The organism is Idiomarina solivarensis (assembly GCF_033052755.1).
Classification (GTDB): domain Bacteria; phylum Pseudomonadota; class Gammaproteobacteria; order Enterobacterales; family Alteromonadaceae; genus Idiomarina.
In genome coordinates this window covers 757,135-781,556 of sequence record NZ_JAVFHZ010000001.1, presented here as the reverse complement: position 1 = coordinate 781,556, position 24,422 = coordinate 757,135, and the positions used below count along the sequence as shown (strand labels likewise).

Below are 24,422 nucleotides of genomic sequence, written 5' to 3'. Positions count from 1 at the left end.
GCTTTCTTCGACGTTTTACCCTAACGACCTTTTTCTTAAGTGGCTGGGGAAGTATGTTTAAAGCGTGGTTTGCAATTCCATTTTGGCAACGTGTTTTAGGTGCTTTTATCTTAGGCATGCTGATAGGCGGTTTGGCACCTGACGTAGGTGTTGCACTGAAGCCGCTCGGCGATCTGTTTATAAAAGCCATTAAGATGCTGGTTGCACCGCTTATTTTTTGTGCCATTGTCAGTGCCATTACCGATCTAAATGACGGGAAGAAGCTAGGGCGTCTGGGTGTAAAAACGGTTGGTTTATTCATGTTTACCGCCGTTATCGCCAGTGCAATAGGCTTAACGCTGGCCAGCTTAATTGACATGAGTCCAGTGGCTACGTTGACCGCAACAGAGCAAAACGAAAAACAAATTCCCGGCATAGTAGACGTTTTCCTTAACTTCGTGCCAAGCAACCCTTTTGCGGCATTAACTGAAGGTAATGTGCTGCAAATCGTTGTTTTTGCGGCTCTCGTTGGGATTGCTATTCAGCGGTTGAAAGACAAAGGTGAGCCTTTACGTAAAACCATAAAGTCAGGCGCCGAAGTGATGTACGAAATTACTCGTATGGTGCTGCAGTTGACTCCTGTTGGTGTGCTTGGATTGATGTCATGGGTTGTTGGTGAATACGGCTTCAGTACGCTGTTGCCATTAGCAAAATTTGTCGGCGTTATCTATTTAGCCTGCCTAATTCATATTGTCGTAGTTTATGGTGGCTTAGTCCGAACTGCCGGAGGCATGAGTCCGTGGCAGTTTTTCAAAGCCATATTTGATGCCCAAATAGTCGCGTTTACCACGTGTAGTTCATTTGGTTCTTTACCGGCGGCTCACCGAGCAGTTACTGAGCGGCTAGGGGTCTCAAAAGATTACGCAAGCTTTGTTCTGCCACTGGGTGCCACCATTAATATGGATGGCTGTGGTGGAATATACCCTGCGGTAGCGTCTATTTTTATTGCGCAGCTTTATGGAATACCGTTAGAGTGGATGGACTACGGCTTAATCATGCTGACAGCTACTCTGGCGTCAGTCGGAACCGCCGGTGTCCCTGGCACTGCTTTAGTGATGCTAACGGTCACGCTTAACGTTGTTGGTTTACCTCTGGAAGGTATTGCGTTTATCGCTGCGATTGATCGTATTATTGATATGGTGAGAACGTTGACCAATGTTACCGGGGATATGATGGTCTCGAGAGTAGTTGCACGAAGTGAAAACCTATTGCAGGATCAAGCTCAATTAGCAACGGAGTCGAAATAATGATTAATGTGGGCGTGTTCGGTGCTTCAGGCAGAATGGGGCAAGCCGTTATACAGGCGTTGGAAAACGATGATAGCGCGACCTTAGGAGCGGCAATTGTCAAAAAAGACAGTGCGTTTTACGGGAAAAGTGCGACCGATAATGAACCGGTTCATTTTATCAGTGCAAAAGAATTACAACCTGAACAAATTGACGTCCTGATCGACTTTTCACTGTCTGAAGCACTCCCTGAAAATTTAAAACTCGCTGAGCAGTATCAGTTGCCAATTGTCGTGTGTACGACTGGATTAAACAGCGAACAAAAGGAGCGCCTTGCTCAGGCGGCTGAAGCTATACCTGTGCTATATGCCAGCAACACCAGTATTGGTATTGCTTTGTTGGAACAGCTTGTCGGATTAAGCAGTGCTGCATTGCCTGATGCTGATATTGAAATTTTTGAGGCACATCACCGACACAAAAAGGATGGCCCGTCCGGCACAGCTTTAAGTCTGGGCGAAGCTGCAGCAAACGGCAGGCAACAAAGCTGGGAACAAGTGAATGACGGCGTTCGGGCTGATGGTCAGCGTAGCGAGAAGGGAATAGGTTTCTCTGTGATGCGGGCTGCCGATATTGTTGGGGAGCATCAGGTCACTTTAGCACTTGCTGGCGAGCGAGTTGAAATAGGGCATCGTGTCAGTGATCGTAAAATTTTCGCCGATGGTGCACTACGTGCTGCTAAGTGGCTGGACGAGCAAGCTCCCGGTTTGTATAGCTTGCAGGATACACTTAACTTGCAAGAGATTCTCCAGCGCTTGATTAAGCGATAAATACCGCTGGACGATTTTCGTAAAATTTCGTAGAATAAGTGCAATTTGCCTGAATCAGTCCGAAGGCTGGCGTGATTTGGCAAAAATGCGCGGTTCAGGACGCTAAACGGGGAAGTCAAATTATTGATTCACCCGTTTTTTTATGTACGGAGGTTGCCCTTGAGTATTCTAGCGAGTCAATCCGCTAAACGAGCGATTCTGGTGCTTGCTGATGGGACCGTGTTTCGCGGGACCGCTATTGGAGCCGAAGGCTCCGCAGTCGGCGAAGTGGTCTTCAATACGGCCATGACAGGCTACCAGGAAATTCTTACCGACCCATCTTATACTGAACAAATCGTTACTCTCACTTATCCCCATATAGGCAATACTGGTATCAACTCGGAAGATGCCGAGTCCGATCAGGTTTGGGCGAAAGGCCTTATCATTAGAGATTTAGCAATGAAAGCCAGCAACTTCCGTAGTGAAGAAACGCTGAGTGCCTATTTGCAACGTCATAATGTTGTCGGAATTGCTGACATTGATACGCGCCGTTTAACCCGCATCCTGCGAGAAAAGGGCGCGCAAAATGGCTGTATCATGGTCGGGGAACTTGATGAGAATAAAGCGCAGGAACTGGCACAAAAGTTTCCTGGGTTGAAGGGTATGGATCTTGCTAAAGAAGTTTGTTGCGATAAGCCCTACGATTGGTCAGGCGGTAGCTGGCAACTGGGTGAGGGCCATACTAAACCAGAGCAAAACAAATACCATGTGGTTGCTTACGATTACGGCTGTAAACATAACATTTTGCGTTTATTAGCTGACCGCAACTGTAAAATTACTGTTGTACCAGCGCAGACATCCGCCGAAGACGTTCTGGCATTAAAACCGGATGGTGTTTTCTTATCGAATGGTCCCGGTGATCCCGAGCCGTGCGATTATGCAATTACCGCAATAAAGACCTTGCTGGATAAAAACATCCCAATTTTTGGTATTTGCCTTGGACATCAACTATTGGCTATAGCCAGTGGTGCCCAATCAATGAAAATGAAGTTCGGTCATCACGGCGCTAATCACCCGGTACAAGATTTAAAAACGAAACGGGTAATGATTACCAGCCAGAACCATGGCTTTGCCGTTGACGAAAAACAGTTGCCGAATAACCTGGAAGTCACCCACGTCTCATTGTTTGATGGAACACTTCAGGGAATTCATCGTAAAGATAAGCCAGCATTCAGTTTCCAGGGGCATCCGGAAGCAAGCCCTGGTCCGCACGATGCCAGTGAACTGTTTGACCACTTTATTGAATTGATGCAGGCCAATGCCTGATCTATCGAATTTAATTCGATGCCGTCATCCGTAGCGAAAGGACAGATAGAGCGACTTTATGCCAAAACGTACCGACATTAAAAGCATTCTGATTCTGGGTGCAGGCCCGATTGTTATCGGCCAAGCATGTGAGTTTGATTACTCCGGCGCTCAAGCGTGCAAAGCGCTGCGCGAGGAAGGTTACCGAGTTATTTTGGTAAACTCCAACCCTGCTACCATTATGACCGACCCGGAAATGGCTGATGCGACTTACATTGAGCCAATTCATTGGGAAGTCGTTGAAAAAATTATAGAGCGTGAGCGCCCGGATGCCGTTTTACCGACCATGGGTGGGCAAACGGCACTGAACTGTGCATTGGATTTAGACCGTCATGGTGTGTTGGAACGCTACAAAGTAGAGATGATTGGAGCTAATGCCGATGCTATTGATAAAGCCGAAAACCGGGATCGTTTTGATAAGGCGATGAAAGCGATTGGTCTGGATACACCAAATGCGGAAATGGCTCACAGTCTTGAAGAAGCCTTTGATATCCAGAGCAGGCTTGGTTTCCCGTGTATTATTCGGCCTTCTTTCACCATGGGTGGGAGCGGTGGCGGTATCGCCTATAACCGCGAAGAATTTGAAGAAATTTGTCGTCGGGGTTTGGATCTTTCGCCAACGAATGAGCTGCTCATTGATGAATCATTGCTCGGTTGGAAAGAGTATGAAATGGAAGTGGTTCGCGACAAGAGCGACAACTGCATTATTGTCTGTACCATTGAAAACTTTGATCCTATGGGCATTCATACTGGTGATTCTATTACCGTTGCACCAGCGCAAACCTTAACGGACAAAGAGTTCCAGCTAATGCGTGATGCGGCAATGGCCGTTCTGCGTGAAATTGGTGTTGAAACGGGGGGCTCCAACGTACAGTTTGGCGTAAACCCTGACACCGGACGTATGGTCATCATTGAAATGAACCCACGAGTGTCTCGTTCATCGGCTTTAGCTTCCAAAGCGACCGGTTTCCCAATTGCTAAAGTTGCTGCGAAGCTTGCGGTTGGTTATACCCTTGATGAACTCGAAAATGAGATAACCGGCGGAAAAACTCCGGCCTCGTTTGAGCCTGCTCTGGACTATGTCGTAACAAAAATCCCTCGCTTCAATTTTGAGAAGTTCGCTAATTGTAATGACCGACTAACGACACAAATGAAATCGGTGGGCGAAGTCATGGCGATTGGCCGGAACTTCCAGGAGTCGATGCAAAAGGCCCTTCGAGGTTTAGAGCTGGGTGCCTCGGGTTTTGACCCTATTGTCGACCCCGAAGCCAAAGATTCACGCTCAAAGGTTATCCGCGAGTTAAAAGAACCAGGTGCCGAGCGAATTTGGTATATTGCTGACGCTTTCCGCTTAGGGATGACGGTTCGTGAAGTTTTCGAATTGACGCATATCGACGAATGGTACCTTATTCAAATAGAAGAGTTGGTTAACCTTGAAAAAGAAGTGGATGCACTTGGGCTAGCGGGCCTTTCTTCCGAGGTTATGACTGTATTAAAACGCCGGGGTTTTGCTGACTCTCGTATCGCAGATGTCCTGCACGTGAGTGAAGCAGAAGTTCGTAAGAAACGTCATAAATTTAAAATTCATCCGGTTTACAAGCGCGTCGATACCTGTGCGGCTGAATTTTCCTCCAGTACCGCTTACATGTATTCAAGTTATGATGAAGAGTGTGAGGCAAAACCGTCCGACAACGACAAAATTATGGTTATTGGTGGCGGGCCCAACCGTATCGGGCAGGGTATTGAATTTGACTACTGCTGTGTACATGCTTCGCTGGCGCTTAGAGAGGATGGTTACGAAACCATTATGGTCAACTGTAACCCAGAGACGGTTTCGACCGACTACGATACTTCTGACCGCCTTTATTTTGAGCCTATTACTCTTGAAGACGTATTGGAGATTGTCCGTATTGAAAAGCCGAAAGGCGTTATTGTTCAATATGGCGGCCAAACGCCTTTAAAACTTGCGCGTGAACTTGAGGCGAATGGTGTGCCAATTATAGGTACTTCGCCGGACGCTATCGACCGTGCTGAGGACCGCGCAAGGTTCCAGACCGCGGTACGGCGACTTGGCTTGAAACAGCCTGAAAACGCGACTGTAACAGCGTTTAATGAAGCGCTTACCGAAGCCAAACGTATCGGCTACCCACTCGTTGTGCGTCCATCTTATGTATTGGGTGGCCGGGCTATGGAAATCGTTTACGATGAAGCCGATTTGCAACGTTATTTAACCGACGCGGTCAAAGTATCGAATGATGCGCCTGTACTGCTGGATCGTTTCCTTGATAACGCCGTTGAAGTAGACGTTGATGCAATTTGCGACGGTACCGATGTTTTAATTGGCGGCATTATGCAACACATAGAAGAGGCTGGTGTTCACTCTGGTGACTCCGCTTGTTCGTTGCCTCCTTATTCTTTGAGTGACATTATTCAGGCGCAACTGCGTGAACAAATGCGCAAATTGGCTTTTGAATTAAACGTCAACGGCTTGATGAACGCACAATTTGCGGTGAAAGACGAAGAGATTTATCTTATCGAAGTAAACCCAAGAGCTGCCAGGACAGTACCTTTTGTTTCTAAAGCAACAGGGGTACCTTTAGCCAAAGTCGCTGCACGGGTGATGGTCGGACAGTCTCTGCAACAGCAAGGTTACGTTAAAGAGATCATTCCACCGTATTATTCGGTAAAAGAAGTGGTTATTCCATTTGCTAAGTTTCAGGGTGTGGATCCAATCCGAGGTCCTGAAATGCGCTCTACCGGCGAAGTTATGGGTGTCGGCGAAAGCTTTGAAGAGGCTTATGCTAAAGCAAATCTGGGAGCCGGTGAAGCTCTGGCGAAAAAAGGGAAAGCACTGATTTCAGTGAAAGACAGTGATAAGCAACGTCTGATGGACTTAGCCCGAGGCTTATTGGCTTTAGGTTTTAGTCTGGAAGCAACACGAGGTACCGCTAAAATGCTTGGTGATGAAGGCATTGATTGCAGTATAGTGAATAAGTTGCAGGAAGGTCGTCCTAATATTGTTGATGCAATTAAAAACGGTGAATATTGCTATATTATTAACACAGTAGAAGGGCGTCAGGCGATTGAAGACTCAGTCTATATTCGTCGCGAAGCACTGTTGAATAAAGTGATTTATACCACAACATTAAATGCTGCGTTTGCGACAGTTAAAGCAAATACAGCGGATGATCGAGCTCGGGTGAGCTCGGTGCAAGAATTACATAAAAGGGTATCGTTAATATGAACCAGATTCCAATGACGGAACATGGCGCGCAACTGCTGCGTGATGAACTTAAGCGTTTAAAAACGATTGAGCGCCCGCGCATTGTCGAAGCTATTGCTGATGCTCGTGAGCACGGCGATTTGAAAGAAAATGCCGAGTATCATGCTGCGCGTGAACAACAAGGGTTTTGTGAAGGCCGAATTCAGGAAATTGAATCAAAGCTTTCAAATGCACAGATTATTGATGTCACTAAAGTGCCGAACAATGGCAAAGTTATTTTTGGTTCAACAGTCACCGTTTACAATACCAAAACTGATGAAGAAGTGACTTACAAGATTGTAGGTGATGATGAAGCCGATATTAAATCGAATTTAATCTCTGTGAATTCGCCTATTGCCCGCGCATTAATCGGTAAGGAAATTGATGACATTGCAACGGTAACAACACCAAACGGTGAAGTTGAATACGAAGTTGTTGCTGTTGAATATAAGTAAAACACGTTGTGTTTTAAAAAGGCTGGAAACGAAAGTTTACCAGCCTTTTTGCTTTTTAGGAGACAAGTTCGTTTGTTTTTTGTACGGGATGTTGTATAGTTTGCAACTTATTTTTAACATTCAACGGACAAAAGAAGAACGGCAATGGACAAGGAATCGTCATCACCACTGCAAACTCCCCAGCACACACCTGTCGATGAGTTAACGGTCTCGGAGTGCTTTGAACGTTTAAAGGTCATTTCACAAAAAGGGACTTTTAAAGATGTATCGCTATGGTTAGGTCGTAATCCTAACGATTATGCAAATTGGAAGCGCAGTAATAAACTCCCTTTTGCGGACATTATTCGCAAGCTTCTGCAGGAAAAAATCTCTTTAAACTGGTTCTTCGCTCCCGGGTACACTCTGCATGAGCCAACGTATTCTTATACTCAGAATGAGTATCTGAAAGTCAGTGTTGCTGAAGAAGAACGCAAACGGCGATTGGACTTTCTGAAAGCCCACAAAAAAATAGAGCCTTTGTTAAAAGCTTATGGGCTGGAAAATGATGAGCGGTGCCTGGCGCTGATGCTTGACGTGTACTTTGCAACAACAGATAAGTGGATAGAAAAGTCGCAGGCACTGCAGTTCGTTGCTAAAGCACTAGCTCTGCAGCCTGCGACTAAAGTCTGTTAGCCTCGGGGAAGCCGAATTTTGGGCTCTTCCGCCGCGCGGTAGATTACTTGTGTTTTACCGATAATTTGCACTTCAGCGGCCCCCGTTTCATGTACAATAGTGGCCATTATTTGTTTTCTTAGCTCTCGGTCTTCCTCCGGAACTTTCACTTTAATCAGTTCATGGTGATCAAGAGCTTGCTCTATTTCAGCAAGTACGCCTTCGGTCAGGCCGTTAGCCCCAAGTAGCACGACAGGTTTGAGTGGGTGTGCTAACCCTTTTAAGTGTTGTTTTTGCTTATTGCTTAATGACATTCGATAATATCCGTTTTAGAGCTTGATTTTTTAACATTGTAACGCCAGATCAGGTATTCAGGCCAGACAATTAAGGAAACTTCGTTAAATCATGGGAAAAAAACGCAGTGTGAGCAGTCAACGCTGGCTGAAAGAACATTTTGACGATCAGTTTGTCCAAAAAGCGCAAAAGAAGGGACTGCGTTCCCGGGCCGTTTTTAAGTTAGAAGAAATTCAACAGCGGGATAAACTGATCAAAAAGGGTCAAACCGTCGTTGATCTAGGTGCTGCGCCCGGTGGTTGGTCGCAATACGTGGCTGACTATCTCAACGGAGACGGGCAAATCATCGCGTGTGATATTTTAGCGATGGACCCAATCGCCGGAGTCGATTTCCTTCAGGGGGATTTTCGTGAAGAATTGGTACTTAACGCACTGCTGGAGCGTATTGGCGGTAAAAATGTTGATGTGGTGCTGTCCGATATGGCACCGAACATGAGTGGCAATGGCACGGTTGATCAGGCTCGTTCGATGTATTTGGTCGAGTTGGCTCTGGATATGTGTCATCAGGTTTTGAAACCCGGCGGAAGCTTTGCGGTAAAGGTCTTTCAAGGACAGGGTTTTGAATCCTTTTTGAAAGATATAAGAGCAGCATTTAACAATGTGAAAACGAGAAAACCGGAGTCCTCGCGAGCACGCTCGAGAGAGGTCTACTTGGTAGCGACAGACTATAAACTGTAGTACCCTGTTGGGTAGTTGATTTTTAATAGAGGTAATAGGCTTTGAGCGATATGGCAAAGAATCTCATCTTGTGGCTTGTAATCGCCGTCGTACTGATGAGCGTTTTTCAGAGCTTCAGTCCGAGCGAGACGTCATCGGCAACCATGACATACGATAAATTCGTATCTGAGGTTAATAATGGCAACATTCGTCGTGCTGAATTTGGTGATGATGGACGCACTATTTCAGGTATGACTATCAACGGTCAGTCATATAAAACCGTTGTACCCACTCAATATGATCCAAAGCTTTTGGATGATTTGTTAGAGAACAATGTAGAAACTCAGGGAACTCCGCCACAAGAGCGAAGTATTCTTGCGTCAATCTTTATCTCCTGGTTCCCAATGCTTTTGCTTATTGGTGTATGGATATTCTTCATGCGTCAAATGCAAGGCGGCGGCGGTGGTCGTGGCGCCATGTCGTTTGGTAAGAGTAAAGCCAAACTCATGAACGAAGAGCAATCAAAAACAACGTTTAAAGATGTTGCTGGTTGTGATGAAGCAAAAGAAGAAGTCTCAGAGTTGGTCGATTATCTGAAAGACCCTTCTAAGTTTCAGCGGTTAGGCGGCAAAATCCCTAAAGGCGTGCTGATGGTCGGTCCTCCGGGAACGGGTAAAACGTTGCTGGCGAAAGCTATTTCCGGTGAAGCAAAAGTACCATTCTTTAGTATTTCCGGTTCAGATTTCGTTGAGATGTTTGTTGGTGTTGGTGCGTCACGTGTACGCGACATGTTTGAGCAAGCTAAAAAATCAGCGCCTTGTATCATCTTTATTGATGAATTGGACGCGGTCGGCCGCCAGCGTGGTGCCGGTCTTGGTGGCGGTCACGATGAACGTGAACAAACACTGAACCAAATGTTGGTAGAAATGGACGGCTTTGAAGGCAATGAAGGTATTATCGTCATTGCTGCAACGAACCGTCCTGATGTGCTCGACCCTGCGTTATTGCGTCCAGGCCGTTTTGACCGTCAGGTTATTGTTGGCTTGCCAGACGTTCGTGGTCGTGAGCAAATTCTTAAAGTGCACATGCGCAAAGTACCACTGGGTGATGATGTTAAACCTTCAGTAATTGCAAGAGGTACACCGGGGTTCTCTGGTGCTGATTTAGCGAACCTAGTGAATGAAGCGGCGCTATTTGCTGCTCGCGGCGACAAGCGTGTCGTCTCAATGGAAGAGTTTGATAAAGCAAAAGATAAGATCATGATGGGCGCAGAACGCCGATCAATGGTTATGACCGATGATGAGAAAGCGATGACGGCCTATCACGAAGCGGGTCACGCTATTGTTGGTCGCCTGGTGCCTGAACACGATCCGGTTTATAAAGTTTCCATCATTCCGCGTGGTCGGGCATTGGGTGTGACGATGTATTTACCTGAGCAAGATCGCGTTAGCCATAGTAAACAGCATCTTGAAAGTATGATTTCCAGTTTGTTTGGTGGTCGACTGGCGGAAGCTATTATTTATGGCAACGATAAGGTCACTACAGGTGCGTCTAACGACATTGAACGAGCGACAGAGATTGCTCGCAAAATGGTTACCCAATGGGGCTTATCTGAGAAGATGGGACCGTTACTGTACGCTGAAGACGAAAATGAAGTATTCCTCGGGCGCTCCGTAACTCAGCATAAACATATGTCAGATGATACGGCGCGAGCTATCGACGAAGAAGTTAAATCAGTGATTGATCGCAATTATCAACGAGCGAAAAAGCTGTTGGAAGAAAATGAAGACATTCTGCACTCAATGAAGGACGCGTTAGTTCGATATGAAACTATCGATGCCGATCAAATTGATGACTTGATGAATCGTCGTGATGTTCGTCAACCGAAAGACTGGGATGACAAGGACAGTGGTGGCAACGATTCTGATGGTGGTGCTGCTAAAACAGAAAATACTGAAGAGCGCCCGGAACGGCCTATTAACGTAGACAAACCCGGGGATGCAACTTCCTAAAGTTGACTCTTTTAAAAAGCCACCGAGAGGTGGCTTTTTTGTAAGAAACAGTAATAAGCGGAGCCCGCACTATGTCGAAAAATTCGAAGCCTTTGCAAGTCATGGGGATTGTCAATGTCACGCCGGACTCGTTTTCTGATGGAGGCGAATACAACCGTTTAAATGACGCAGTTGATCATGTAGCACAGTTAATTAATGACGGGGCTGATTTGATTGATATAGGAGGAGAATCAACTCGCCCTGGTTCAAATTCGGTCGCGGAGCAGGAAGAGCTGGATCGAGTCGTGCCTTTAGTAAAAGCCGTCAGGGAACGATTCGATGTGCCAATTTCTGTGGATACCACAAAAGCTCGGGTGATGAGTGAATCAATAAGAGCGGGCGCTAATTTAATTAATGATGTGAATGCGTTAAGAGAGGAAGGGGCTTTAGAAGCACTCTCAGCAAGCAACGTGGAAGTCTGCTTGATGCACATGCAAGGAGAGCCTCGAAGTATGCAACATAACCCGCTTTATGATGATGTGGTTTGTGACGTTAAGACGTTCTTGCAGGAAAGAGTTCATGCATGCGAAAACGCAGGAATTGACCGTGAGCGAATATGGTTAGATCCGGGCTTCGGTTTTGGTAAATCAGTCCGACACAATTATCAATTACTGCAGCGGCTGCAAGCATTTCACGAACTTCAGTTACCGTTACTGGTCGGCTTGTCACGGAAAAGTATGATTGGGCATGTGACCGGACGCGAGGTAAAAGAACGATTAGCTGGCAGTTTAGCTGCGGCAACCATTGCAGCCATGAAAGGAGCACGTATAATTCGGGTTCATGATGTTAAGGAGACAGTTGATGCAATGAAAGTTATTGCAGCAACTTTAGAAGGAGAACACCTTTGAGTGAACGCAAGTATTTCGGCACCGATGGCGTAAGAGGACGGGTTGGACAGTTTCCCATAACCCCTGAATTTGCAGTGAAATTAGGATGGGCGGCCGGCCGGGTGCTAGCCGCTAAAGGAACCAGTCGTGTACTTGTGGGCAAGGACACTCGAGTTTCTGGCTATATGTTGGAGTCCGCACTGGAAGCCGGTTTAGCCGCAGCAGGGGTTGGCGTTGACTTTCTGGGACCTATGCCGACGCCGGGTATTGCTTATTTGACACGGACATTCAGAGCCGCAGCAGGCATTGTGATTAGTGCCTCTCACAACCCTTATTATGATAATGGCATTAAGTTTTTCGCCGATAATGGACATAAGCTGCCGGACGCAGTTGAACTGGAAATTGAACGCTTACTGGATGAGCCAATGGAGTGTGTGATTTCTGAAGAGCTGGGGCGTGCAAAGCGAATTAATGATGCGGCAGGCCGCTATATTGAATTTTGCAAAAGCGTTTTTCCCAATGAGATGACACTGGAAGGCTTGCACATTGTGGTAGATTGCGCGCATGGTGCAACCTACCACATTGCGCCTAACGTGTTTCGCGAATTGGGTGCCGAAGTCACCGAAATTGGAACTCAACCTAATGGACTCAACATCAATAAAGAATGTGGCGCCACGCATTTGAAAGCGTTGCAGAATAAGGTGCTGGAAACGAAAGCCGATCTTGGCATCGCGCTTGATGGTGATGGTGACCGGATCATGATGGTCACTGAAAACGGCAGGCCCATTGATGGTGATGAAATCCTTTATATGCTGGCGGTTACGGCACAGAATCAGGGGCAACTACAAGGTGGCGTCGTTGGCACCTTAATGACGAACTTCGCACTGGAAAAAGAGCTGGATAAGCGTCGCATACCATTTGTTCGGGCAAAAGTCGGTGATCGTTATGTTATTGAAGAGCTGGTGAAGCGTGACTGGTATCTTGGTGGTGAAAACTCAGGCCATGTGATCAATCGCCAGCATCATACCACCGGTGATGGTATCGTTGCGGGGCTGCAGGTTTTGGCGGCTATGTATCAGGAGCAAAAGTCACTGGAAAAATTGAGTTGTGACTTTCATAAGTTTCCGCAAGTGCTGATTAATGTTCGTTTTGATAGTGACAAGCAGCCGTTAGAATCAGCCAATGTGAAAAGCGCGGTTCGGGAAGTTGAAAAAGCCCTCGCAGGCAGTGGCCGAGTGTTATTACGTAAGTCAGGCACGGAACCTTTAATACGCGTAATGGTTGAAGGCGAAAATGAAGCAAAAGTAAAAGCTTTCGCCCAACAGATAGCGAATGAAGTCGAAGCGGCTACAAATTAAACAATCAGCGTGCAGTGATAAAAATCTCGCTTGTAAGTTGGTGAGTGTTTCGCTACTATTCCCGCGCTCTGAAGTAGAGGACAAATTATGCCTAATGCATCACTAGTGATTGCAAATTGGAAAATGAACGGAAATCGCGAGCTGACGAAAACAATGTCAGTGGCTTTGCGAGAGCAACTTAACCAGCTCCAACACGTTAAGTTAGTCGTCTGTCCTCCGTTTACCCTTATCGGTGAGCTTGCAAGCCAATGTTATTATGATGACATTGCCATTGGTGCACAGAATGTATCTGAGCACGACAGCGGTGCTTTCACCGGCGAAGTGTCCACAGCGCAGCTGCAAGAGTTCGGTGTAAGTTACGTGCTGGTTGGGCATTCAGAACGTCGGCAATTATTCGGCGAAACCGATGAAATGGTCAATCATAAAGCGTTGGCGGCGGTTAATGCCGGGATGACAGCTGTCATTTGTGTTGGTGAGAACAAAACTCAACGTGATGAGGGAAACACCTGGAAGGTAGTGGAAGAGCAAGCCATGGCTGCTTTAGCTCATCTTCCGAAAGAGAAAGCCGGGAAGGTTGTTTTGGCCTACGAGCCAGTTTGGGCAATCGGTACCGGGGAAACGGCATCACCGGAACAAGCACAGGACGTTCATGCTAAACTAAGAGCGTTACTGGTAGAGCAATTTGGCGCTATTGGTGAGAAAATGCCGTTATTGTACGGTGGTTCAGTAAAAGCTAACAACGCTGCCGAATTATTTGCGCAAAAAGACATTGATGGTGGCTTGATAGGTGGAGCAAGTTTGAAAGAATCAGACTTTGTTGCTATTTGCCAAGCTGCTGAAGGGTAAAATTATGTACGAAATTTTGATGATCGCATTTCTCGTTGTCGCTCTGGTCTTAATTGGCTTTATTATGCTGCAACAAGGTAAAGGCGCAGACATGGGCGCATCCTTTGGTTCCGGTGCGTCGAATACTGTTTTTGGTTCATCAGGATCAGGCAGCTTCCTAACCCGTGCAACGGCAGGGTTGGCGGTAGTCTTTTTTATCCTGAGCTTGGTATTGGGTAACTTATCGACGTCTACGGATGAAAGCTCAACGGACTTCTCTGACCTTTCGGTTCCAAAAGAAGAACAGCAGTTGCCGCCAGCGGATGATGAGTCAGAACCAAAGTCTGACGTACCGCCGATAGACTAAAATTCGCAGAAGTGGTGGAATTGGTAGACACGCTACCTTGAGGGGGTAGTGCTCTTACGGGCGTGCGGGTTCAAGTCCCGCCTTCTGCACCAAAATTAGCACTCTGATTGTTGCGTCAGAGGTTGAAAATAAAAGAAAAATACGTATAATGTGCAACAAGTTTCGGACGCGGGGTGGAGCAGTCTGGTAGCTCGTCGGGCTCATAACCCGAAGGTCGTAGGTTCGAATCCTGCCCCCGCAACCAATTTTAGCAGCAGTGTTTCGCATTAAGTCGATGCTTTTGCTAAAATAACTGACAAAGGGTCCAGTGTTCAGAAAGCCCCGCAGCAGCTCGGGGCTTTTTGCTATGCGGCCTTAGCTATCTAACGATAGCCAGAACACTGGGCGCTTGCGCCCTTTTTTTGTTTCAGGAGGCAGTAATTGGCAAATTTGCAAGAACGGTTAACCGATATGATTCGACCTGCGGTAGAAGCGCTGGATTTTGAATTATGGGGTGTAGAGTTTGTACGCGCCGGTAAGTTTTCGACGTTACGCGTTTATATCGATCATCCAGAAGGTATCAGTGTAGATAACTGTGCTGACGTGAGTTATCAGGTGAGTTCACTAATGGATGTTGAAGACCCTATTAACGTTGAATACAACCTGGAAGTGTCATCTCCGGGAATGGAAAGACCGTTTTTTAATGCCCAACAAATGCAGCCTTATGTGAATGAAACCGTTGCTTTTGAGTTAGTAGCGGCACAGAAGAACAAAAGAAAATTCAAGGCAGAATTGATTGCGGTTGAGGGTGAAGAACTGACCCTTGCCGTTGATAACGATACTCTTCAGGTGAATATGCGGGATGTGAAAAACGCTCACCTGGTTCCAGCATTTGATTAAAAAGATTGCGTTGGCGAGGCAGCACTCATGAGTAAAGAAATACTGTTAGTCGCAGAAGCGGTTTCAAACGAAAAAGCAGTACCACGCGAAAAAATATTTGAAGCGTTAGAGTCGGCATTGGCTCATGCGACAAAAAAGAAATACGACGGCGACATTGAAGTTCGCATCGATATTGATCGTACAACAGGTGAATTTGATACCTTCCGTCGTTGGTTGGTGGTAGAGGACACGGACACAGGGTTAGAGCACCCTTACCGTGAAATCAGCCTGTCAGCTGCGCAATACGAAGATTCGTCAGTACAAGCTGGCGATTACGTTGAAGAGAAAATTGATTCGATTAAGTTCGATCGTATTACTACCCAGACGGCCAAGCAAGTTATTGTGCAAAAGGTACGTGAGGCGGAGCGAGCTCAAGTTGTCGATGAATATCGTGACCAGGTTGGTGAGATGGTCAGTGGTATCGTCAAGCGTGCAAATCGAGAACACGTCATTCTGGACTTAGGTAATAACGCAGAAGCGATTATCTATCGGGATGAAATGTTACCTCGCGAATCGGTTCGTCCCGGCGACAGATTGCGTGGCTTACTTTATGATGTGCGTCCAGAAGCACGTGGTGCGCAATTATTTGTTAGCAGAACAAACCCTAACTTCTTGTTGGAATTGTTCCGCATTGAGGTGCCTGAGATAGGCGAAGAAATGATTGAGCTGCGCGGCGCTGCTCGTGATCCTGGTTCGCGTGCTAAAATTGCTGTGAAGAGCAATGATAAACGAATTGATCCAGTTGGCGCTTGTGTTGGTATGCGTGGAGCAAGAGTACAAGCCGTCTCTGGTGAACTGGGCGGCGAGCGAGTAGATATTGTTCTTTGGGATGATAACGCTGCACAGTATGTTATTAACGCAATGGCGCCTGCTGAAGTTGCTTCTATTGTTGTTGATGAAGATGCCCATACAATGGATATAGCGGTTGCAGCAGATAATCTGGCTCAGGCGATTGGTAAAGGTGGACAGAATGTTCGCTTAGCCAGTCAGCTGACAGGCTGGACGCTAAATGTTATGACAGAAGATGAGTTCAATGAGAAAAACGAAGCTGAAACTCAGCGGTTATTGAACTTGTTTGTATCGACTTTAGATATTGATGAAGATTTTGCCAATGTACTAGTTGATGAGGGCTTTTCATCGCTGGAAGAAGTGGCTTATGTTCCGGTTGCAGAATTCCTTGATATCGAAGGTATGGACGAAGATATCGTCGAAGAATTACGAGGCAGAGCCCGTGCTTACTTAACAACGAAAGCTCTGGCTACGGAAGAATCTCTGGAGTCGGCTGAACCAGATGACACACTGTTGAACCTGGAAGGAATGGATCGTCACCTGGCTTATGTGTTAGCCAGTAAAGGCGTAACCAGTCTGGAAGAGTTAGCGGAACAGGGCGTTGATGACTTAGCCGATATTGAAGAATTAAATGAACAGCAGGCTGGCGATTTGATTATGAAAGCCCGCAATATTTGCTGGTTCAATGAAGAACAGTAGAACGATCAGCGGAGGTACAACAGACTATGGAAGAAGTAACGCTCGATAAGCTGGCCAAAGATGTCGGTACAACAGTTGATCGTCTGGTTCAGCAGTTCGCTGAAGCGGGCATGACCAAGAAGGCGGGTGATTCTGTTAATGAAGAAGAAAAACAGAAATTACTAGCTCACTTGAACCGTCAACATGGCGGTGGCGGCAGCTCTGAACCCAGCAAAATGACGTTAAAACGTAAAACCAAAAGCACCTTAAGCGTTGGCGGCGGAAGAGACTCTAAATCAGTTCAAGTGGAAGTGCGTAAAAAGCGCACCTACGTAAAGCGCTCGGCAAGTGAAGAACAAGAGCGTGAAGAGGAAGAACGTTTAGCGCAAGAGAAAGAAGCCGAAGAAGCGAAGCTTCGCGAGGAAGAGAAAAAGCGCGAAGAAGAACAGCAACGCAAAGAGGCTGAGGCGAAAGCTAAGGTAGAACGCGAAAAAGCTGAGAAAGAAAAAGCTGAAAAAGAGAAATTGCGCAAAGAAAAAGAAAAAGCGCGTCAAAAGGCGGAAGCTGAAAAGCGTGAAGCAATGACACCTGAAGAACGCGAAGCAGCAGATAAAGCGAAAGCGGATGCTGAAAAACTGAAGCGTCAACAGGAAGAAGAAGCACGTAAGAAAGCTGAAAAAGAAGCGGAAGCGCAAGCGGAAGAAGCTCGTAAACTGGCAGAAGAAAACGCAAAACGCTGGGAAGAAGAAGAGCAGAAACGTAAGCAGCAAGAGAAAGAAGATGTGCATTTCACAACATCTTCGACTGCTCAGGAAGCTGAAGACGCGCAAGATTTTGACGAAGAACGTAAGAGCCGCAAACGTGGTAAGAAACGTCGCCGTAAAGATGAAGAAAGCGATGAAACCCCACGTCGTGAAAAACGTCGTAAAGGCGCTCGCCGTGGTTCATCGTTGCAGCAAGGCTTTAATAAGCCTGCGCAGCCGGTTGAGCGTGATGTGAGAATTGGAGAGACCATTACGGTTGGCGAGCTTGCGAACCGCATGGCGGTTAAAGCCAGTGACCTCATCAAAACCATGATGAAAATGGGCGAGATGGTGACGATTAACCAGATTCTTGATCAGGACACAGCCGCTCTTGTCGTTGAAGAACTGGGTCATAAACCAGCGCTGGTGAAAGACAACGCGTTAGAAGAAGAAGTGTTGTCAGACCGCCAGGAAGGTGGTGAAGAATCGCCACGTGCACCAGTTGTCACCGTTATGGGTCACGTTGACCATGGTAAGACATCCTTGCTGGATTACATTCGTAAAGCCAAAGTGGCATCAGGCGAAGCGGGTGGTATTACCCAGCATATTGGTGCTTACCACGTCGAGACGGGTCACGGTATGGTGACTTTCCTGGATACTCCAGGACACGCCGCCTTTACTTCGATGCGAGCTCGTGGCGCAGGTGCGACCGACGTCGTTATTCTGGTAGTTGCAGCCGATGATGGTGTAATGCCACAAACCAAGGAAGCGGTACAGCATGCGAAAGCAGCTGGCGTACCATTGGTGGTTGCTGTCAACAAAATGGATAAAGAAGGTGCGGATCCTGATCGTGTTAAAAACGAATTGTCTCAGCTTGAAGTCATCCCCGAAGACTGGGGCGGTGATGTACAGTTCATTCCACTGTCTGCGCACACTGGTGAAGGCATCGACGAGCTGTTAGAAGCCATTCTACTGCAGTCTGAAGTATTGGACTTGCGCGCCGAGAAGACCGGTATGGCCTCAGGTATCGTGGTTGAGTCACGTCTGGATCGTGGTCGTGGGCCAGTAGCAACGGTTCTTGTTCAACGTGGTTTGTTGAAGCAAGGTGACGTTGTACTGTGTGGCCTTGAGTACGGACGTATTCGTGCCATGCGCGACGAAACCGGTAAAGAAATTAAAGAAGCCGGCCCTTCTATTCCTGTCGAAATATTGGGCTTGTCTGGTGTTCCTCAGGCGGGTGACGAGGCGACTGTTGTTAAGGATGAGCGTAAAGCTCGTGAAGTGGCTAACTATCGTCAGGGTAAATACCGTGATGTGAAATTAGCGAAACAACAAAAAGCCAAGCTGGAAAACATGTTTGCGGACATGGCTGAAGGTGACGTTGCTGAGCTGAATATCGTACTGAAATCTGATGTACAAGGCTCGTTGGAAGCTATTTCTGATGCGTTAACTAAGCTATCTACTGATGAAGTGAAAGTGAACATTATTGGTAGCGGTGTTGGCGGTATCACAGAAACGGATATCTCACTGGCCAGTGCTTCCAATGCCATTGTTGTCGGGTTTAACGTCCGTGCAGAAGCGGCCGCCAGAAAACTGGTTGAGCAAGAGAGTGTAGATTTACGCTACTACAGTGTTATTTACGACTTGATTGACGAAGTTAAAGCGGCAATGAGCGGTATGCTTCAGCCTGAATTTAAACAGCAAATCATTGGTCTTGCAGAAGTTCGTGATGTCTTTAAGTCACCTAAGATTGGCGCAATTGCGGGTTGTATGGTCACTGAGGGTATCGTGAAACGTTCAGCTCCAATTCGCGTACTACGTGATAACGTGGTTATCTACGAAGGTGAGCTTGAATCATTACGTCGCTTTAAAGACGATGTTCAGGAAGTTCGTAACGGTATGGAATGTGGTATCGGTGTTAAAAATTACAACGATGTCAAAGAAGGCGACCAAATTGAAGTCTTCGAAACCATCCAGATTGAACGTACGCTGTAATCAAGGACACTGTAATTTATGGCTCAAGAGTTTAGCCGTACCGAAAGGGTGCGGCATCAGCTTCAACGAGAAATAGCTATGATCCTGCAACGCGAGATAAAAGATCCTCGCGTTAGCATGGTCACCGTTTCTGACGTAGAAGTTTCTCGTGATTTAGCTTATGCCAAAGTGTTTGTTACCTTTTTTCAGGATGACCCTGAGCAAGTAAAGCAGGCATTAAAAGTGCTGAATGAAGCTTCTGGCTTTATCCGGTCTTTATTAGGTAAACGCATTAAGGCACGTATTGTTCCTCAACTTAAGTTCCAGCACGATGCCTCATTAAATGAGGGGATTCGTATGGGTAAATTGGTTGCAGAAGCACGCGAACGAGATAAGAAAAGCAGCGAAAACAGCGGAGACGATTAATGTCTAAAGCTCGTCTACGCAAAGGCCGTGCAGTCACGGGCGTAGTATTATTGAATAAACCGCAGGGCATGAGTTCAAATCATGCCCTGCAGCGTGTTAAACGCCTCTATAATGCGCGAAAGGCCGGACACACGGGTGCGCTTGACCCGTTAGCGACCGGAATCCTTCCCGTTTGCCTTGGAGAAGCGACCAAATTCTCACAATATTTGCTAGATGCCGATAAAGCTTATCGTGTTGAGGCATTATTGGGTATTCGGACCACGACCAGCGACGCTGAAGGCGAAGTTGTTGAAGAAAAAGCGGTCTCGGCTAGTTCGGAGAGTATCAAACACGCAATTAAAGCCTTTATTGGCGAACAAGAGCAATCACCCTCTATTTACTCAGCATTAAAACATGAGGGGCGCCCTTTGTATTATTATGCCCGTCGGGGAATTGAAGTGCCGAAAAAGACCCGGATAATTACAGTTCATTCAATCGAGCTGTTAGATATCCGCGACAATAAAGTCACTTTACAAGTCAGTTGCAGCAAAGGGACTTATATTCGCACTTTAGTCGATGATTTGGGTCAGTTGCTGGGCTGTGGTGCTCATGTATCAAGTTTGCACCGCAACGTGGTTGCTGATATCGATGAATCGACTATGGTGACTCCGGAACAACTGGAAGCTGCAGCAGAGCAGGGAAATGACGCTTTGGATAAATTTTTGCAACCGGCAGACTTGTTATTAGGCGATTTGCCTGTAGTGACGGTGACGCCGGAACAAACGCGAGATTTTTTGCATGGTCAGCCTGTGCCGTTACCCTCAAATGAGACGACCGAAGCTGATGAGTGGCGAGTAACTAATGAAAAGTCACAGTTTCTTGGTGTTGGGCGCATAAAAAACGCAGAATTATGGCCGCGTCGGGTTATTGCCTTAGAGGCTGCCGATTTGTAGTTGTTTTTATCGTAGTTGGCGAGTATAATCGCCGCCTTCATATCGATGCTGAATTAGTGATTGGCGTCGATCATTTTGACAAACTTAGGAGTTATCATGTCACTAACTGTTGAACAGAAAGCTGAAATTGTAAAAGAATTTGGTCAAGGCGAGAACGATACAGGTTCTCCGGAAGTTCAGGTTGCGTTATTAACTAAGAACCTGGCTGAATTGCAAGATCACTTTAAAGAGCACAAGAAAGATCACCACTCGCGTCGTGGTCTGTTACGTATGGTTAGCCGTCGTCGTAAGCTTCTTGATTATCTGAAGCGTAAAGACGAAAAGCGTTATGTAGCTATCGTAGAACGCTTAGGTATTCGTCGCTAAGACAAGCGTATAGAAAAGAATTTATGGAAAAGGGCCTTTGGGCCCTTTTTTTTGTATTCTTTTTAGGCTTATGGGTCTTAATTTAGTGATGTTTCCCTTATACTATGCGGTGAGATAAATAAAGAGAGAAGACGAGTATCAATCCGGATACTCTATATTTTGAAGGTAAAGGAAAGAAACGTGAATCCAATAACTAAACAATTTCAGTACGGTCAACACACAGTCACATTAGAAACTGGCGTAATGGCACGTCAGGCGACTGCCTCTGTACTAGCCAGCATTGATGACACAACCGTTTTAGTCACCGTCGTCGCTAAAAAAGAAGCGCGTGAAGGACAGAACTTTTTTCCATTAACGGTTAACTACCAAGAAAAAACCTACGCTGCGGGTAAAATCCCAGGTGGTTTCTTTAAGCGCGAAGGACGTCCAAGCGAAAACGAAACGCTGACATGTCGTTTAATCGACCGTCCAATTCGCCCATTATTCCCTGATGGTTTTATGAACGAAGTGCAAGTTGTTGCGACAGTCGTTTCAGTAAACCCTCAAATAAACCCTGACATTGTTGCCTTAATTGGTACTTCAGCGGCCCTGTCTATTTCTGGTGTGCCGTTTGCGGGTCCAATCGGCGCGGCGCGCGTTGGTGTTGTTAACGATGAGTATGTATTGAACCCAACTGCAGATGAGCTAGAAAACTCTAAACTGGATCTTGTGGTTGCGGGAACGGATAAAGCCGTCTTGATGGTTGAATCGGAAGCTCAATTATTATCTGAAGATCAGATGCTGGGCGCTGTCATGTATGGCCACGAAGCCATGCAGGACGTCATCAAAGCGATTAATGAGTTTACTGCTGAAGCGGGTAAAGAGAAGTGGAACTGGCAGGCACCTGCTAAAGATGAAACTCTTCAGAATAAAGTGCGTGAACTTTCCGAGCAAGGTATCGGTGAAGCTTATCGTGTTACCGACAAAGCGGAACGTAAAGGCAAGCTGGACCAAGTAAAAGAACAGATGGTCGAAAAACTGACCGCTGAAGATGAAAATGCTGATTTGGAAGAAGCCGGCAAAATTTTCCATGACCTGGAAAGTGATATCGTTCGTAGTCGCATTATTTCGGGCGAAAAACGTATCGATGGTCGTGACCCGGATATGGTTCGTGCGATTAGCGTTGCTACCGGCGTTCTGCCGCGTACGCATGGTTCTGCCTTGTTTACACGTGGTGAGACTCAGGCGTTAGTGACTGCCACCTTAGGTACCGACCGTGATGCGCAAATGATTGATGAGCTGACTGGTACCAATACCAGCCGTTTCATGTTGCATTACAACTTCCCTCCATACTGTGTGGGTGAAACTGGCATGATCGGTTCGCCGAAACGTCGCGAAATTGGTCATGGTCGTTTAGCTAAACGTGGTATTCAGGCGGTTATGCCTAGCCACGATGAGTTCCCTTACACTATCCGTGTTGTGTCAGAAATCACTGAATCAAATGGTTCAAGCTCAATGGCATCTGTTTGTGGTTCTTCTTTGGCATTAATGGACGCTGGCGTACCAATTAAGTCCTCTGTAGCGGGTATTGCTATGGGCTTGGTTAAAGAAGGCGACAAGCACGTCGTTTTGTCTGATATCCTTGGTGATGAAGATCATTTAGGTGATATGGACTTTAAAGTTGCTGGCAGCAATGATGGTATTACTGCTTTGCAAATGGACATCAAAATTGACGGCATTACGCGTGATATCATGGAAAGTGCTTTAGCGCAGGCTAAATCAGCACGTTTGCACATCCTGAAAGTTATGGATGACGCTATTGGCGGACACCGTGAAGAGCTATCAACTTACGCACCGCGCTTTACTACCATCAAAATTGATCAGGACAAGATCAAAGACGTGATAGGTAAAGGCGGAGCAGTAATTCGTGAACTGACAGAATCGACCAACACTAATATCGAGATTGGCGACGATGGTACGATTAAGGTTGCGGCGAGCGATCAAGCAGATGCTGATGCAGCTATCGAAAAAATCAAACAGCTGACTGCCAATGTAGAAGTCGGAAAAATTTACCAGGGTAAAGTCGCTCGTATCGTAGATTTCGGTGCGTTTGTAACGGTATTGCCAGGTAAAGATGGCTTGGTTCATATTTCTCAAATCGCTGAAGAGCGTGTGAACGACGTGAACGAATACCTGAAAGTTGGTGATGTTGTTCCGGTGAAAGTACTGGAAATTGACCGTCAGGGTCGTGTTCGTCTGAGCATGAAAGAAGCTGCTGAGAAGAAAGAAGAACCTGCTACTGAAGCGCCGGCAGAGCCTGCAGCTGAGGAAGAAAACAAAAGCGAAGAATAATTGTAAATATTCTTCTGACTTTATTAAAAACCCCGTTTAGACGGGGTTTTTTTATGTCTGTCTTTTGCCTGAATGGCTCTGAATGTGCTGTAATAGAAGCCGCTATATTTTTAAAGGAAACGTTATGCCGATGCGAAGAAAAGGTACATTCATTGGGGCTATGCTGTTATTAGGTTCCATGACGGGTTGTGCCTCGCAAAGTTCACTGAATCAACTGCCGCAAAGTATTGTGCTTGCCGAGCCTGAACAAGCTGAGTTTCGCTATGAAATTGAGCTTGCTCGCATCAGTCAAATGCTTCAGGAGGACTTAACCCAAACACAGCGCGGAGAGCTTTTCTATCGCCGTGGTGCGCTATACGATGCTGTCGGTTTAAGAACGTTGGCAAGAATGGATTTTACTCGGGCTCTTGAGTATAACCCCCGACTGGCGGATGCTTATAATTTTTTAGGTATTCAGTACACGCAATTGCAAGAATTTGATTATGCCTATGAGGCTTTTGACTCGGCCATTGAGCTTAACCCTGATCATCGCTACGCCTATTTAAACAGGGGCATTGCAGAGTATTACGATGCCAGAATGAAAATCTCCCAAGAAGATTTAGAATATCATTTGGAGAATGAGCCAAGCGATCCGTACCGAGTCATTTGGTTGTTTTTAGCAGAGAATAAAATTAACAGCGAACAGGCAAAAAAAAGCCTGAAGGAAAATGCTGAGAAGATCGATAAAAGTGAGTGGGGTTATCAAATTATTAAACTGTATGCCGGCGAACTTTCCACAACAGAATTTTTGCAGCGTATGACTCGCAATTTGGGTGAGTCTGAAACATTGGCGGAGCGTTTGTGTGAAGCTTACTTCTATTTGGGTAAGTATATGCAAATACAGGGTAATCCGTTGAAAGCTATGAACTACTTTAAGCTGGCACTGATGACAAATGTTTATGAGTTCGTTGAGCATCGTTACGCATCGCTTGAGTTAACGCGTATTCGAAGTTCTTTACTGGAACAATGATTACAGGATGAAT

Annotated in this window: 21 protein-coding genes and 2 tRNA genes; 22 read left to right on the top strand and 1 reads right to left on the bottom strand. The window is 46.3% G+C overall.

The window, feature by feature from the left end; genetic code table 11:
• The first annotated feature begins 53 nt into the window (after positions 1 to 53).
• From RBK99_RS03890 to RBK99_RS03865, 6 genes are all read left to right on the top strand, one after another.
• Complete coding sequence (locus RBK99_RS03890; RefSeq protein WP_317503319.1) at positions 54 to 1,286, top strand: dicarboxylate/amino acid:cation symporter; 1,233 nt, start codon at positions 54 to 56, stop codon at positions 1,284 to 1,286.
• Positions 1,286 to 2,092 carry a 4-hydroxy-tetrahydrodipicolinate reductase gene (gene dapB / locus RBK99_RS03885; protein ID WP_317503318.1) on the top strand — a complete coding sequence of 269 codons (807 nt, stop codon included), beginning with the start codon at positions 1,286 to 1,288 and terminating at the stop codon, positions 2,090 to 2,092. The genes RBK99_RS03890 and dapB overlap by 1 nt, the downstream gene beginning before the upstream one ends.
• A gap of 159 nt (positions 2,093 to 2,251) precedes the next feature.
• Positions 2,252 to 3,397 (top strand): glutamine-hydrolyzing carbamoyl-phosphate synthase small subunit, encoded by a 1,146-nt coding sequence (gene carA / locus RBK99_RS03880; protein WP_317503317.1) that lies wholly within the window; start codon positions 2,252 to 2,254, stop codon positions 3,395 to 3,397.
• A 58-nt stretch (positions 3,398 to 3,455) separates the two neighbouring features.
• Entirely contained in the window at positions 3,456 to 6,680 is a 3,225-nt protein-coding gene (gene carB / locus RBK99_RS03875) for a carbamoyl-phosphate synthase large subunit (RefSeq protein ID WP_317503316.1), read from the top strand.
• Positions 6,677 to 7,153 carry a transcription elongation factor GreA gene (gene greA / locus RBK99_RS03870; RefSeq protein WP_317503315.1) on the top strand — a complete coding sequence of 159 codons (477 nt, stop codon included), beginning with the start codon at positions 6,677 to 6,679 and terminating at the stop codon, positions 7,151 to 7,153. Before carB ends, greA begins: the two co-directional genes overlap by 4 nt.
• 144 nt (positions 7,154 to 7,297) lie before the next feature.
• Complete coding sequence (locus RBK99_RS03865) at positions 7,298 to 7,825, top strand: hypothetical protein (protein WP_317503314.1); 528 nt, start codon at positions 7,298 to 7,300, stop codon at positions 7,823 to 7,825.
• Here RBK99_RS03865 and yhbY read toward each other — a convergent pair.
• Positions 7,822 to 8,118, bottom strand: coding sequence for a ribosome assembly RNA-binding protein YhbY (gene yhbY / locus RBK99_RS03860; protein WP_317503313.1), 297 nt, complete (start codon positions 8,116 to 8,118; stop codon positions 7,822 to 7,824). The genes RBK99_RS03865 and yhbY overlap by 4 nt on opposite strands.
• A gap of 91 nt (positions 8,119 to 8,209) precedes the next feature.
• On the opposite strand from yhbY, the gene rlmE reads away from it, so the two are divergent.
• From rlmE to nlpI, 16 genes are all read left to right on the top strand, one after another.
• Complete coding sequence (gene rlmE / locus RBK99_RS03855) at positions 8,210 to 8,836, top strand: 23S rRNA (uridine(2552)-2'-O)-methyltransferase RlmE (RefSeq protein WP_317503312.1); 627 nt, start codon at positions 8,210 to 8,212, stop codon at positions 8,834 to 8,836.
• Between the two features lie 41 nt (positions 8,837 to 8,877).
• Entirely contained in the window at positions 8,878 to 10,827 is a 1,950-nt protein-coding gene (gene ftsH, locus RBK99_RS03850) for an ATP-dependent zinc metalloprotease FtsH (protein ID WP_317503311.1), read from the top strand.
• A gap of 71 nt (positions 10,828 to 10,898) precedes the next feature.
• Entirely contained in the window at positions 10,899 to 11,714 is an 816-nt protein-coding gene (folP, locus tag RBK99_RS03845; RefSeq protein ID WP_317503310.1) for a dihydropteroate synthase, read from the top strand.
• Entirely contained in the window at positions 11,711 to 13,051 is a 1,341-nt protein-coding gene (glmM, locus tag RBK99_RS03840) for a phosphoglucosamine mutase (RefSeq protein ID WP_317503309.1), read from the top strand. Before folP ends, glmM begins: the two co-directional genes overlap by 4 nt.
• An 87-nt stretch (positions 13,052 to 13,138) precedes the next feature.
• Positions 13,139 to 13,897, top strand: coding sequence for a triose-phosphate isomerase (gene tpiA / locus RBK99_RS03835; protein WP_317503308.1), 759 nt, complete (start codon positions 13,139 to 13,141; stop codon positions 13,895 to 13,897).
• A gap of 4 nt (positions 13,898 to 13,901) precedes the next feature.
• Positions 13,902 to 14,243 (top strand): preprotein translocase subunit SecG, encoded by a 342-nt coding sequence (gene secG / locus RBK99_RS03830; RefSeq protein WP_317503307.1) that lies wholly within the window; start codon positions 13,902 to 13,904, stop codon positions 14,241 to 14,243.
• 5 nt (positions 14,244 to 14,248) lie between these two features.
• Positions 14,249 to 14,335, top strand: a tRNA-Leu gene (locus RBK99_RS03825).
• A gap of 75 nt (positions 14,336 to 14,410) precedes the next feature.
• Positions 14,411 to 14,487 (top strand) — tRNA-Met (locus RBK99_RS03820).
• A gap of 176 nt (positions 14,488 to 14,663) precedes the next feature.
• Positions 14,664 to 15,122: a ribosome maturation factor RimP gene (gene rimP / locus RBK99_RS03815; protein ID WP_317503306.1), complete on the top strand. Its 459-nt coding sequence runs from the start codon at positions 14,664 to 14,666 to the stop codon at positions 15,120 to 15,122.
• A gap of 27 nt (positions 15,123 to 15,149) precedes the next feature.
• Positions 15,150 to 16,649, top strand: coding sequence for a transcription termination factor NusA (nusA, locus tag RBK99_RS03810; protein WP_317503305.1), 1,500 nt, complete (start codon positions 15,150 to 15,152; stop codon positions 16,647 to 16,649).
• A 26-nt stretch (positions 16,650 to 16,675) separates the two neighbouring features.
• Positions 16,676 to 19,366, top strand: coding sequence for a translation initiation factor IF-2 (gene infB, locus RBK99_RS03805; protein WP_317503304.1), 2,691 nt, complete (start codon positions 16,676 to 16,678; stop codon positions 19,364 to 19,366).
• Between the two features lie 18 nt (positions 19,367 to 19,384).
• Complete coding sequence (gene rbfA / locus RBK99_RS03800; protein WP_054487065.1) at positions 19,385 to 19,771, top strand: 30S ribosome-binding factor RbfA; 387 nt, start codon at positions 19,385 to 19,387, stop codon at positions 19,769 to 19,771.
• The gene (gene truB / locus RBK99_RS03795) at positions 19,771 to 20,703 is read left to right on the top strand and encodes a tRNA pseudouridine(55) synthase TruB (protein ID WP_317503303.1); all 933 of its coding nucleotides are present in this window, start codon (positions 19,771 to 19,773) and stop codon (positions 20,701 to 20,703) included. The genes rbfA and truB overlap by 1 nt, the downstream gene beginning before the upstream one ends.
• A 96-nt stretch (positions 20,704 to 20,799) precedes the next feature.
• Entirely contained in the window at positions 20,800 to 21,069 is a 270-nt protein-coding gene (gene rpsO, locus RBK99_RS03790) for a 30S ribosomal protein S15 (protein ID WP_317503302.1), read from the top strand.
• Between the two features lie 180 nt (positions 21,070 to 21,249).
• Entirely contained in the window at positions 21,250 to 23,400 is a 2,151-nt protein-coding gene (gene pnp / locus RBK99_RS03785) for a polyribonucleotide nucleotidyltransferase (RefSeq protein ID WP_317503301.1), read from the top strand.
• Positions 23,401 to 23,524: 124 nt separating this feature from the next.
• Positions 23,525 to 24,409: a lipoprotein NlpI gene (gene nlpI / locus RBK99_RS03780; RefSeq protein ID WP_317503300.1), complete on the top strand. Its 885-nt coding sequence runs from the start codon at positions 23,525 to 23,527 to the stop codon at positions 24,407 to 24,409.
• Positions 24,410 to 24,422 lie beyond the last annotated feature (13 nt).